Origin of the sequence: Actinoallomurus sp. NPDC050550, assembly GCF_040655075.1 — a bacterium.
In the GTDB taxonomy this organism is placed as follows: Bacteria; Actinomycetota; Actinomycetes; order Streptosporangiales; family Streptosporangiaceae; genus Actinoallomurus.
In genome coordinates this window covers 1-10,995 of the sequence record NZ_JBFAJC010000114.1, presented here as the reverse complement: position 1 = coordinate 10,995, position 10,995 = coordinate 1, and the positions used below count along the sequence as shown (strand labels likewise).

General features: G+C 67.7%; 11 protein-coding genes, 1 tRNA gene and 2 pseudogenes. 9 read left to right on the top strand and 5 right to left on the bottom strand.

Going from position 1 to position 10,995, the window contains the following annotated elements; translation table 11 throughout:
- Window positions 1–158: 158 nt before the first annotated feature.
- Window positions 159–608 (bottom strand): GatB/YqeY domain-containing protein, encoded by a 450-nt coding sequence (locus AB0I04_RS54440; protein WP_360904709.1) that lies wholly within the window; start codon window positions 606–608, stop codon window positions 159–161.
- Window positions 609–682: 74 nt separating this feature from the next.
- Between AB0I04_RS54440 and AB0I04_RS54435 the strand changes: the two genes are divergently transcribed.
- A complete protein-coding gene (locus AB0I04_RS54435; RefSeq protein ID WP_360904706.1) occupies window positions 683–1,573 on the top strand; it encodes a metallophosphoesterase in 891 nt (296 codons plus the stop codon).
- Window positions 1,574–1,899: 326 nt separating this feature from the next.
- Entirely contained in the window at window positions 1,900–2,274 is a 375-nt protein-coding gene (locus AB0I04_RS54430) for a cupin domain-containing protein (protein WP_360904703.1), read from the top strand.
- A gap of 140 nt (window positions 2,275–2,414) precedes the next feature.
- Here the strand turns inward: AB0I04_RS54430 and AB0I04_RS54425 are convergent, their stop codons facing one another.
- From AB0I04_RS54425 to AB0I04_RS54415, 3 genes are all read right to left on the bottom strand, one after another.
- Window positions 2,415–3,605 carry a serine hydrolase domain-containing protein gene (locus AB0I04_RS54425; protein WP_360904700.1) on the bottom strand — a complete coding sequence of 397 codons (1,191 nt, stop codon included), beginning with the start codon at window positions 3,603–3,605 and terminating at the stop codon, window positions 2,415–2,417.
- A 95-nt stretch (window positions 3,606–3,700) separates the two neighbouring features.
- Window positions 3,701–4,033 carry a transcriptional regulator gene (locus AB0I04_RS54420; protein ID WP_360904697.1) on the bottom strand — a complete coding sequence of 111 codons (333 nt, stop codon included), beginning with the start codon at window positions 4,031–4,033 and terminating at the stop codon, window positions 3,701–3,703.
- Window positions 4,030–4,479, bottom strand: coding sequence for a hypothetical protein (locus AB0I04_RS54415; protein ID WP_360904694.1), 450 nt, complete (start codon window positions 4,477–4,479; stop codon window positions 4,030–4,032). Before AB0I04_RS54415 ends, AB0I04_RS54420 begins: the two co-directional genes overlap by 4 nt.
- 231 nt (window positions 4,480–4,710) lie before the next feature.
- On the opposite strand from AB0I04_RS54415, the gene AB0I04_RS54410 reads away from it, so the two are divergent.
- The 6 genes and pseudogenes from AB0I04_RS54410 to AB0I04_RS54385 form a co-directional block, all read left to right on the top strand.
- The gene (locus AB0I04_RS54410; RefSeq protein WP_360904691.1) at window positions 4,711–5,508 is read left to right on the top strand and encodes an ABC transporter ATP-binding protein; all 798 of its coding nucleotides are present in this window, start codon (window positions 4,711–4,713) and stop codon (window positions 5,506–5,508) included.
- A gap of 2 nt (window positions 5,509–5,510) precedes the next feature.
- On the top strand, window positions 5,511–6,869 hold the full coding sequence (locus tag AB0I04_RS54405; protein WP_360904688.1) for an FtsX-like permease family protein: 1,359 nt from the start codon (window positions 5,511–5,513) through the stop codon (window positions 6,867–6,869).
- 145 nt (window positions 6,870–7,014) lie between these two features.
- Window positions 7,015–7,088: transfer RNA gene (locus tag AB0I04_RS54400), tRNA-Pro, on the top strand.
- A 464-nt stretch (window positions 7,089–7,552) separates the two neighbouring features.
- The gene (locus tag AB0I04_RS54395) at window positions 7,553–8,020 is read left to right on the top strand and encodes a hypothetical protein (protein WP_360904685.1); all 468 of its coding nucleotides are present in this window, start codon (window positions 7,553–7,555) and stop codon (window positions 8,018–8,020) included.
- 319 nt (window positions 8,021–8,339) lie between these two features.
- Window positions 8,340–8,465 (top strand): annotated as a pseudogene (locus AB0I04_RS54390) (IS630 family transposase); the annotation flags it as partial.
- Window positions 8,466–8,516: 51 nt separating this feature from the next.
- Window positions 8,517–8,633 (top strand): annotated as a pseudogene (locus AB0I04_RS54385) (SDR family oxidoreductase); the annotation flags it as partial.
- On the opposite strand, the gene AB0I04_RS54380 reads toward AB0I04_RS54385, so the two are convergent.
- A complete protein-coding gene (locus AB0I04_RS54380; RefSeq protein ID WP_360904682.1) occupies window positions 8,630–9,073 on the bottom strand; it encodes a hypothetical protein in 444 nt (147 codons plus the stop codon). The pseudogene AB0I04_RS54385 and the gene AB0I04_RS54380 sit on opposite strands and share 4 nt — an antisense overlap.
- A 659-nt stretch (window positions 9,074–9,732) precedes the next feature.
- Between AB0I04_RS54380 and AB0I04_RS54375 the strand changes: the two genes are divergently transcribed.
- Window positions 9,733–10,827, top strand: coding sequence for a serine/threonine-protein kinase (locus tag AB0I04_RS54375; protein ID WP_360904679.1), 1,095 nt, complete (start codon window positions 9,733–9,735; stop codon window positions 10,825–10,827).
- The last annotated feature ends 168 nt before the right edge of the window (window positions 10,828–10,995 follow it).

Genomic DNA, 10,995 nt, shown 5'->3' with positions numbered 1-10,995 from the left:
TTGTTGGCCCCCACCGCCACCGCGGCCCCCGCCCCGGCGGGGCCCAACAAGCCCCCCAACCCCCGCCGGGGCGGCCGTTCCCCGCGCGCAAAGCCCCCAAACCGGCCGGGGCCCGGGGCGCGGCCCCGCCCCCCCACGGGACCTTCTCTTTTGGTCCGTCAGCCGGCGAGCTGGCGCTTGACCTCTCCCGACACCCGCTTGCCGTCGGCGCGGCCGGCGACCTTCGGCGTCACGGCCTTCATCACCTGGCCCATGGCGCGGGGCCCCTCCGCGCCCGTCTCGGCGATCGCCGTACGGACGAGCTCGGCGAGTTCCTCATCGGACAGCTGGGTCGGGAGGTAGTCGTCCAGGACGACACCCTCGGCCCGCTCCGCCTCCGCCTGCTCCGTACGGCCCGCGTCGGCGAACGCCTCCGCCGCCTCACGGCGCTTCTTGGACTCCCGCTGCAGCACCTTGACGACCTCGTCGTCGGAGAGCTCGCGCGCCTGCTTGCCCGCGACCTCCTCGTTGGTGACGGCCGTCAGCGCCATGCGGAGCGTACGGGTGCGCACCTCATCGCGTGCCTTCATCGCGGCCGAAAGGTCGGCCCGCAGCTTCTCCTTCAACATGAGAACAATCTTGCCCTGCTCACGGGCTTCGGCGCCCGGCAATAATCGGGGCGCGGTTCTGGCACGATGGAAGCGTGCGAAAGAGATACGGGGTCCCCCTGGGCGTCGTCGGCACCGGCATCGCCGGAGTCGGTTACGCCTCACTGATCGAGCGCAACTGGTTCCGGCTACGCCGCTACGACGTGCCGGTGCTCGCCCCCGGCCGGCGGCCGATCAAGATCCTGCACATCTCCGACACGCACCTGACCCCGGGTCGCCGCCGGATGATCAAATGGGTCAGCGCGCTCGACGCCCTCGAGCCCGACCTCGTCGTCAACACCGGCGACTCGATCTCGCACCCCGACGCCATCGGCCCGTTCCTCGACCTGCTCGGGCCGCTGCTGGACCGCCCCGGCGTGTTCGTGTACGGCTCGAACGACATGTACTCCCCGGTCCCGAAGAACCCCGCGCGCTACCTCTGGCGCACCAGCCGGACCGACTACAACAAGCGCACCGTGCCCGACCTGCCGTACCGCGAGCTCGGCGCCGCGATGACCGCCGCGGGCTGGCTCGACCTCAACAACGCCACCGGCACGCTCAAGGCCGGCGGCACCGAGATCTGGTTCGGCGGCATCAACGACTCTCACATCGGCAAGGACCGCTACGACGAGATCGCCGGCCCGGCCCAGGGCCCGCTCCGCATCGGCGTCATGCACTCGCCCGAGCCGCGCAACCTCGACCGGTTCGCCAGTGACGGCTACCAGCTCCTGCTGGCCGGCCACACGCACGGCGGCCAGCTCTGCGTGCCGATGTTCGGCGCCCTGGTCACCAACTGCGGCATCGACCGCGCCCGCGTCAAGGGCCTCCACCGGCACGGCCCCGCCTGGCTGCACGTCTCCGCGGGCCTCGGCACCTCCCCGTGGGCTCCGGTGCGCTTCTGCTGCCCGCCAGAGGCCTCCCTGCTGACGCTGGTCCCGTCCACCTGACGCGGGCGGGTGCGTCAGCCCGCCGGAGACGTCGTTGCCGACGCTGGTCCCGTCCGCCTAACGCGGGCGGGTGCGTCAGCCCTCCAGAGGCGTAGTTGCCGACGCTGTTCGCGTCCGTTCGACCCTGGCGCGGGTCAGCCCTCCGGCCTCGTCGCCCACGCCGTACGGTCGGGGCCGAGGAGCGTCAGCCCGCGCACGGCCGGCGGATGCGCCGGGTCGGGCTCAGCCTGCACCCGGACAAGACCAAAGTGCTCACCTGTCGGCGGCTACCGACGAGGAGTCGGCCGGATGGCAACTCCCAGAACTGATTAGGAAACACCATCATCATGGAGATTAACCGAAATCCCGGCGACGCCATTAAGGGGCCGGAGGACAGGTTCTCCGGAGACGTCTGGCTGTGGCCGCGAATCGGCGCGACACGAAACACGGAAGTGCGCAACGTGCTGTTCACACCCGGCGCCCGCAGCGCCTGGCACCGTCACCCCGCCGGTCAGGTGTTGCACATCACCGAGGGCGTGGGGCTGGTCCAAACCCGCGGTGGGGAACGACAGGAGATCAAGGCCGGCGACACGGTCATCTGCCAGCCTGGGGAGGAGCACTGGCACGGCGCGGCCCCAGGCACGTTCATGACCCACATCGCCGTCACTGACGGCCTAACCGAGTGGCATGAGCAGGTGACCGACGACGAGTACGCGGGGTGAACACGTGACGCGCTGCCGTGCTCGATCTGTTGGGCACGGCAGGCGCGTCATTCGCCGTTAGGGAAAGTAACGGCTGAACAAAGAGATCCGACGGCGCACCGACCGCCTCGTGAACGGCGAAGCACCGGAAGAGAACCCGATCACCCAGATGTCTTCTTGCGCTCACCAGAGGCATCGGCGGCCAGGCAGAGCGCGCGCAGATGACCGACCATGATGTGGTCCAGTCTGTCTTCGTGCTCGGTGTTGGTGAGGGCGGCAATCCCGGCGTGGCCCTGTCGGATCGCGATGAACGCTCCGAAGCCACCGGTCCCTCCGTTATGCCAGGCGACGCCGTCATCAGCGAGTATCCAGCCAAGCCCGGAGCCCCGAGCATGTGGTCTTCTCGACAGGCGGATCGCCTCGCCCAATGGCGTCGTGTCAGGGGCCAGTTGCGCGCTCAGGAAGCGCGCCAGGTCCTCTGCGTTGGAGTAGAGGGCTCCAGCCCCCGGCAGGCCGGTCATGTTCCAGTACGACGTGGGCAGGTCAATGTGGTCGTGACCGCGAGCGGTGTGCTCGTCACGGACCATTGAGGTAGAGGTCATGCCGAGCACGGCACAGATCCGCTGCTCTACCAGCTCTGGCCAGGTCCCGTCTGCCGCCTCGGCCAGGGCCTCACCAAGCAGCATGTAGCCGAGGTTGGAGTACAGGCGGACACCGGGCTCGCCGAGAGCGACCCGGTGGGTTGCTTTGGCCAACCAGGCGCGGTCCAGGCCACGATACGGGTCGACCGAGCCATACAGCAGCCACCGCGGCGACCGGGGCAGACGTGGCAGCCCCGAGGTGTGCGTGGCCAGCGAGGAGAGCGTGACCTGGCCACCGGGATCGTTGACATACCCGGGCAGATAGCGGCTGACGGGGGCGTCCAACTCGACTTCCCCTCGTACGACCAGATCCGCCAGCAACAGGCCAGTGAAGAGTTTCGTCAGCGACGCGATCTCGAACCTGGTCGAACCACTGACAGGCAGGTCCGGTCGGCCGCTCCTGCCGGCAGCCCCCAGCTGCGTCCTGCCTTCACCGACCGCGCGGGCAACGACCACCGATGCTCCCCAGACCCCGGCGTTAGTGACCAGCGTTTGTGCAAGTCCGTCAGCCTCGCCACCGGTCGCAACGAAGCGCCGACTTTGAATGCGCCTTCGAGACGACTTCCGGATCCGGGCCCCGACGAAAAAGACACTGACAACGGCCAGAATCGAGCCGCCGACCGCCCCTGGCAGCTCCCACCGCAACACGCCCGACCCAAGCCACGACACCGCGGCAACCACGATCGCCGCACGCCAGACACGATCGCCCATCAATTCCCCTCGGTCCAAAACGATTGATCATTCCCGCAGTCATGGGAACACCGCTGACCGATCCCCGCGGTCACCTGAAGGCGGATCTGTTCCTGTCAGATCTGGTGGGCGCGTCCCTGTTCGGTGAGGTGGGCTAGCGCGGCCAGGTGGCTGTCGAAGGCGGATCGGCCTTTGGCGGTCAGCGATAGCCACGTGCGGGGGCGGCGGCCGACGTGTCCTTTGCGGATGCGCAGGTAGCCAGCCTCTTGCAGAGCGGTGGCGGCCTTGGACAGGGTCGATGGGCTGATGTCGCAGGCGTCGGCGACGGCACCGAATTCGGCTTCGGCGCATCCGGCAAGGAACGCGGCCAGTTTGAGTTTGGGCATGGTGGTGAATGCCTCGTCGAGGCCAGCCGATCCTGGCGCGGAATGGTCTGGCGCGGCGTTCATCGAAACCGCCGACGGGCGAACTGGTAGCCGCTCGTGAGGCCGATCACCGCGCCGAAGTAGATGATCGCCCAGCCGACACGACCGGTGACGGCCCAGATCGCGGCGTAGACGATGACGCCCGCCACCGTCAGCAACAACAACCTCCGGCGCTGTGCCGCGCTGGCATTCCCTGCCGGGTGGGGGATGACGCCGACGCGTCGCCAGCGCACCATGAGCAGGCCCCACAGCGCGAGGTAGACCATCAGCAGCACCAGGCCGCACGCCCCGAACACGACTCTGCTGACGCTGTTGCCGGATAGAGCCGAGGTCCCGAGCAAGAGGAATCCGGCCGGGCAGGTGGTGACGAAGGCGACCACAAACCAGGCAGGGATCTGGTGGGCCGCGCTGGCGTGGCGAGTGGCGACGGCGGTGTCGAGCGCGATCCGTGCTGTCGTGTCATCGTCCATCGTTGAACGATAGCAACTACTGTCGAGATGGCAAGTACATGCGATCCGGCCATTACTTGGCGCTCGGGCGAGGCCCTACGTTCAGGACTGTCCTAAGGGTGATTCCCGCGGCCCGGTGAGGGTGTCACTACCTCCACCCCCGATCGGCGTGTTACGCCGATCGTCCCGGCCTTCGGCCGCCCATAGCGTCTTCCACGTACGGCGCACGGGGCGCCCACCGGGAGGTAGACGATGGCAGGAACGCGGCGCGGAGGCACCGCACAGCACCGGACGGCCGAGGCCCTGCGGCTCTTCGCGGTCAGCAAGACGTACGGTGAGGCGAGCACCCAGGTCACCGCGCTCGACAACGTGTCGCTGACGCTGCCGTCCGGAACGTTCACGGCGGTGATGGGGCCGTCGGGCTCGGGCAAGAGCACGCTGTTGCAGTGCGCCGCGGGCCTCGACCGGCCGACGCGAGGACAGGTCCTCGTGGCCGGGGCCGAGATGACCGGAGACGATGAGACGGCCCTGACGAAGTTCCGCAGGCAGCACGTCGGGTTCATCTTCCAGCACTTCAACCTGCTGCCGACGCTGACCGTCCTACAAAACGTCATGCTCCCGATGCGGTTGGCCCGGCGGAAGGTGGACCGCTCGTACTGCGAGACGATCCTCCAGCGGGTCGGACTGAGCGGCCGGCTCGACCACCTGCCGGCGGAGTTGTCAGGCGGTCAGCAGCAGCGCGTCGCGATCGCCCGGACCCTGGTCTCCCGGCCGAGTGTGATCTTCGCCGACGAGCCGACCGGGGCCCTGGACACCCGAAGCGCGCGCGAGGTCCTCGCCCTCCTCCAGGAGGCCGTACGCGCGTTCGGGCAGACGGTGGTAATGGTGACCCACGACCCGGTCGCGGCCTCCTATGCCGACGCGGTGCTGTTCCTGGCCGACGGCCGGATCGTCGGACGGATGACGCACCCCACGGCCGAGGCGGTGGCCGAGCGCATGACACATCTCGGTGACTCCGTTGCCGAGCGGCACGCGATGGCGGCGGTGTGACCATGTTCGCTCTCGCTCTCCGATCGTTGCGGCGACGCACCGGCGCGTTCACGGCGACCTTCCTGGCGATCTTCCTCGGCGCGACGATCCTCATGGCCTTCGCCTCCCTCCTCGACACCTCCCTGGGCAAGGGAGTGCCGTCGGCGAACCGGGAGACCTTGGTCACAATGGCGAACGTCGTCGGCGGCTGGGGCCTCCTCATCGTGATCTTCGCCGTCGCCTCCACCCTGACCCTGTCGGTGCGCCAGCGCGGCACCGAACTCGCATTGCTGAAGAGCATCGGCGCGACACCCGCCCAGATCCGCCGGATGATCGTCGGTGAGGCGGCCGTCATCGCCGTCATCGCGGCCGCATCGGCCATACCTCTCGCGCTCCTGGCCGGCCACGGGCTGTTCGCCATGCTCGTCCACACCCACCAGATCGCACCGAACGTCGAGTACGTCTTCGGGCCGATCGCCCTCAGCATGGGGCTCGGCATCACGTTCGTCGCCGCGACCGCCGCCGCGATGCTGGCCGCCCGGCGTGCCACCCGTGTACGGGCGGCGGAGGCCATGACCGAGGCCACGACCGAACCCGGCCGGATGACCAAGAAGCGGCTCGTCGCGGCATGCGTCTTCCTCGCCCTCGGCGTGTACCTCGCCGTACTGACCGTCACCGTGATGCGCGGCAAGGCCACGGACGCGATGTCGACGGCCGGCTCGGCCGACGGCTTCGCCGCCATCGGATTCGCGCTGCTCGGACCGGCACTGATCCGGAAGGTCATCGCGATCGCGGCCGTACCGCTGGAACGCCTGGGCGGAGCGAGCGGCCACCTGGCCGTACAGAACCTCCGCCGGCGCAGTAACCAAATGGCGACCGCACTGATGCCGATCATCCTGTTCACCGGCATCAGCGTCGGCACCCTCTGCATGCAGAGCACCGAGAACGCCGTGACCGCCACCGCGGGCGTCGCCAAGACCGCCGATCAGAAGAACATCGAGACCCTCAACCTCGTCGTCATCGCGATGATCGCGCTGTTCGCGGCCATCATGCTGATCAACACCCTCGTCGCCGCGACGACCCACCGCCGCCGCGAATTCGCGCAACAGCGGCTGGCCGGCGCGACGCCCGTGCAGGTCCTGCGCATGGTCGCGCTCGAGAGCACCGTGCTGACCGCGACAGGCGTCCTGTTCGGCGCGATCGCCTCCCTCTTCACCAGCATCGCGTACAGCAGCGCCCGCGCCGACGCCCTCCTCCCGAACTCCGGCATCGGCATCTTCCTGGGAATGGTCACCCTCGCCGTGGTCCTGACCTTCACCGCGAGCATCGGCACCGCCCGGCGGACCATCCGCACCCCCGCGATCGACGCCGTCACCGCCTGACCTCCATCGATCCCGTACGAGCCGATTCGAGGGCCGGCTCGTACGGGCGTCTTCGAGACGGTCGCCGGGGATACTTTGGCGCGAGCACGGTCGAATGTCCGCTAGACTCGTCGAGGCGCAGGCGTTGAAGACGACCTGTGACCACCGGGGTGTAGCGCAGCTTGGCAGCGCGCTTCGTTCGGGACGAAGAGGTCGTGGGTTCAAATCCCGCCACCCCGACTGTAAAAGAGCAGGTCAGGCCCGGTCTTCCTAATCGGAAGATCGGGTCTGAGTCGTTTCCGGTCCGTCTCTGGAGAAATTCTGGAGAAGATCTTGGGGATCCGGGCGGTGGCGCGCCCTACTGAGGTGCCCCCAGCAACGCGTCCAGCACAGCCACAGGCGATCGCGGGCTCAGCGCCCGACGCGCATCCAGGGCCTCTTCCCAGCGCGCGGTCAGCCCGTCCATGAGTCGCCGGCGCGGGCAGGCCGTACTCGGCCGCCGGATGTACGTGGACCGGGCCGTATGACCGAACCACGGAGGGCCTTTTCGCATCTCGCGCGGGGAGTGCGCCTCGTGAGCGGTGCTCACCGTCGTGCGACCACTTCGGTTTGAAGTTGCGCTGGTGTCTCGCGCGCGGACGGTGTTACTAGCTGGGCGGTCAAAGGACCCGCCAGCCAGTCCCCAGACCAGACGGGAGAACCCGATGACCACCATGAACGAGTTGACTCGAGCGGAACTTGACGAGGCCGACACCAAGGGCATCTACGTGGAAGTCTACGGCTCCGCGCGGGAGTTCGCGTCGCGCGAGGAAGTGTTCGAGGCCCACGCCAAGGGCATCAACGTGTTCGACTACGGCCGCCTGCGGGTGCGCTACTCGCACGCGGAATTGATCGAGGCCCACGCCAACGGCATCAACGTGGTCCGCTACAGCCGCATGCGGCGCTTCCGCGGGTCGCGGATGTTGGATCGGTCGCACAAGGAAGTGCTCGCGGCCCATGCCAAGCGGGTTCACGTGAAGGACGTCGCCATGAAGGTCGCCGTTCCTGTCGCGGGCTTCGCCGCGGCGGCCGTGGCCTCCGCCGCCCACGCCAACGCGGTCATCGCCGTGGCCATCGGCCTCGCCGTCGGCAGCGCGGCCGTCGTCACGTACGTCGCGCGCTACCGGGGCTGACGACCAGCTCGCTGCCGTGGTGAGCGCAGCTAAACCAGCGGCCCCTTTTCCGCAAGGGGGCCGCTTTTGCGTCACTCGATGCGGCACCCGGCGAACCGCCCGATCTCGTGATCAACCGGACCGCCTCACGTCCAATGGGACGGGCCCAGGGGTACTGACCATGGACGTTGGCGGCGCGACACGGCCGGATGGGCTTGAAATACATCTACATCGAGACTCGCTCTGCCGACAGGGCTGATCGCATTCTCAGGAGGTGAGACGGAGTGCGGTGGTGGCGTTGGTGAAGGCGTCGCGGGCCCAGCGGGTTCCTTCGGCGATGTTGGAAGCCGACATCCGCAGGTGGATCAACGAGTGGAACAAGAACCCCAGGCCCTTCATCTGGGCCAAGACCGCCGACGACATCCTGGAGGCCCTCGCCGAGTACTGCCAGCGGATCACCGGCTAGCAATCTGGGTACTGTGTGCATGGTGGTCCTCCTCAACAGGGGATTCCAGACCCGCTGGGACGCCTCGGCACCACGCAGGATGCCGCGCACTTGGTGGAGTTCCTCTGCTCTCCCACAGGCGGATGGATCAACGGGCAGCTCCTGATGAGCAACGGTGGCTTCAGCTAGACGCAGAGATAGCAGTACAGCCTCTCGTTCCTGGCCGTGGCCCTGCGGGCAAGGTCGGCGAGATCGACGAGGAACCCGAGAAGGCCCGACGTGTTCGTGCCCTGGAAGTCCTCAAAGCCGGACCATGACTCGGCCGCGGCGGCAAGCCGCTCGCTGCTCGCGGACGCGAGGCTGGCGGTGAGCTCGTCCGACAGCGTGACGACCACGACCTGATGGTCTTCGACCTGGGCCAGCAGGTGGCCGTTCCGCAGGTTCTCCTTCACGGCCTCGGCGCTGCGGCCGGTGAGGAATGCCTCCACCGGCACCAGGTGGTAGTCCGGGATGAGGTTCTTCATCTGAAGCACGTCATACGGCGGCTCGCGCAGGTCGACGTCGATCCCGACCGCGCGGGCCGCCGCCTCATCGGACGGGGCCGAGAAATAGTCGCTCAGGAAGCCCATGCCCGCATTGTTCCACCAGTCAGCACGCGCCTACGGAGGCCGCCCGCTGGGACAGCAGTGCTTCCCCTGACGAGCCGATGACGTCCGCGAGGCCACAATCGACACTCAGCGACCACCATCAGGGGGGCCATGCCGGGCGGTCAGCGCGACTCCGAGGAGTTCGACATGTCTCTGGAGAGAACCTGGAGAAGATCTTGAAATAGTCAGTGCCCCACGCTTCCACAGAACAACGGATCCCGACGCTCTGACCTGCGGACCTTTCGTGACGACCATGTCAGCGATCTTGTCGTACCTTATTCGGGACGAAGAGGTCGTGGGTTCAAATCCCGCCACCCCGACCAGCTCAGAGGCCCTGTACCGCGACGGTACAGGGCCTCTGTCCATGCTCGGCCACCTAAAAGGCCGCCTATCGCCTCTGGCTAGGCTGTCTTCGGCCCGAACGCCTTGCCGATGATCTCGGCTCCCTCGGTGATGACCAGGCGTAGCTCGTGGCGGTAGACCGTCGCCGTGGTCGGGTGGCCGGCAAGGCGTGAGATCAGGGTCCGCGCTCCGGCGTGTTTCGTGGGTTCTGCCTGCTGGATGTTCCGTCCTATGCTGTCTCGCAGATAATTGTGTCTTTTTGGAGCTGGTGTGGTGGCTCCGGGTTTCGAGGAGGGCCAATGCGGGCTGGTCTGGAGCTGGGGGGCCGGTACCGATTGGAGGCGCTGCTGGGCCGTGGTGGCATGGGTGAGGTTTGGCGGGGCGTTGATCTGCGGTTGGGCCGGTCGGTCGCGGTGAAGATGCTGCCGCTGACGGCTGCGGCCGACGCGTCTGCGGTGGCGCGGTTCCGGCGGGAGGCCGAGGTCGCCGCGACGTTGAATCATCCGGGGATCACTACGGTGTTCGACATCGACGAGCACCACGACCAAGACAGCGGTCAACACGCGGGGCAGCGGTTGTTGTTCCTGGTGATGGAACTGATGCAGGGCCGTGACTTGGCCACCGTTTTGGCCACGCAGCCCAGCGGCGGGCTGCCGGTCGCGCAGGTGACCGATTGGGCGGTGCAGATCCTTGACGCGTTGTCCGTGGCGCACGGGCGGGGGGTGGTGCACCGGGACATCAAGCCGGCCAACCTGTTCGTGGTCGAGGGTGGGCGGATCAAGATCTGTGATTTCGGGATCGCTCGGCTGGCCGGCGCCACCAAGATCACCGCGACTGGGTCGGTGGCGGGGACGCCGCTGTACATGGCACCCGAGCAGATCCAGGCCCGACCCCTCGATCAGCGCACCGACCTGTACGCCTTCGGGTGTGTGTTGTACGAGATGCTGGCCGGGACTGTCTGGGTGGACACCAGCTCGGGTGTCGGCTCGGTCTTGTTCCAGCACCTGAATCAGCCCCCATCCCCGCCGCGATCGGTGCGCCCGCACATCCCCGACCTGCTCGACACCTTGGTTCTGGCTCTGCTGGCCAAACACCCCGACGGGCGGCCCAGCGATGCCGCCACCGCCGCCGAAGCTCTGCGTGCCCTCTCCGCCCAGCAGCATCCGGCGTTGGGCAGGCAACCGGCACCGGCATTCCACGCCCGTGGACTCGGCCCGGCCATGTACCCGGCACCGAACCAGGCGCTGTCGCCGCCCGCGTATCCGGCTGTGCCCGGGCCCGCGCCCGAGGCCACCGGTCGCGCGAGCGTAGCGGGACTGCATTGGTGGGCTCTTAGAGCCGCATTGGTGTTTCTCTTCGCTGTCGTACTCGTGGCGGCTGTGTTCTCCCAATGACCCTGTGCGGCTGCGATCGCCCTTGCATGGCCGGGTTCATCACGGGTTAGAGGCGATCGCTGCGGTCAGTACAGCTAGTGCCGCGTCCAAGATCGTTGTTCGCGTAATTGATCTTTAGGCGGGTGCGGGCCAGGCTGCTTTCGAGTGCGATCTCGGAGGTGGTTGATG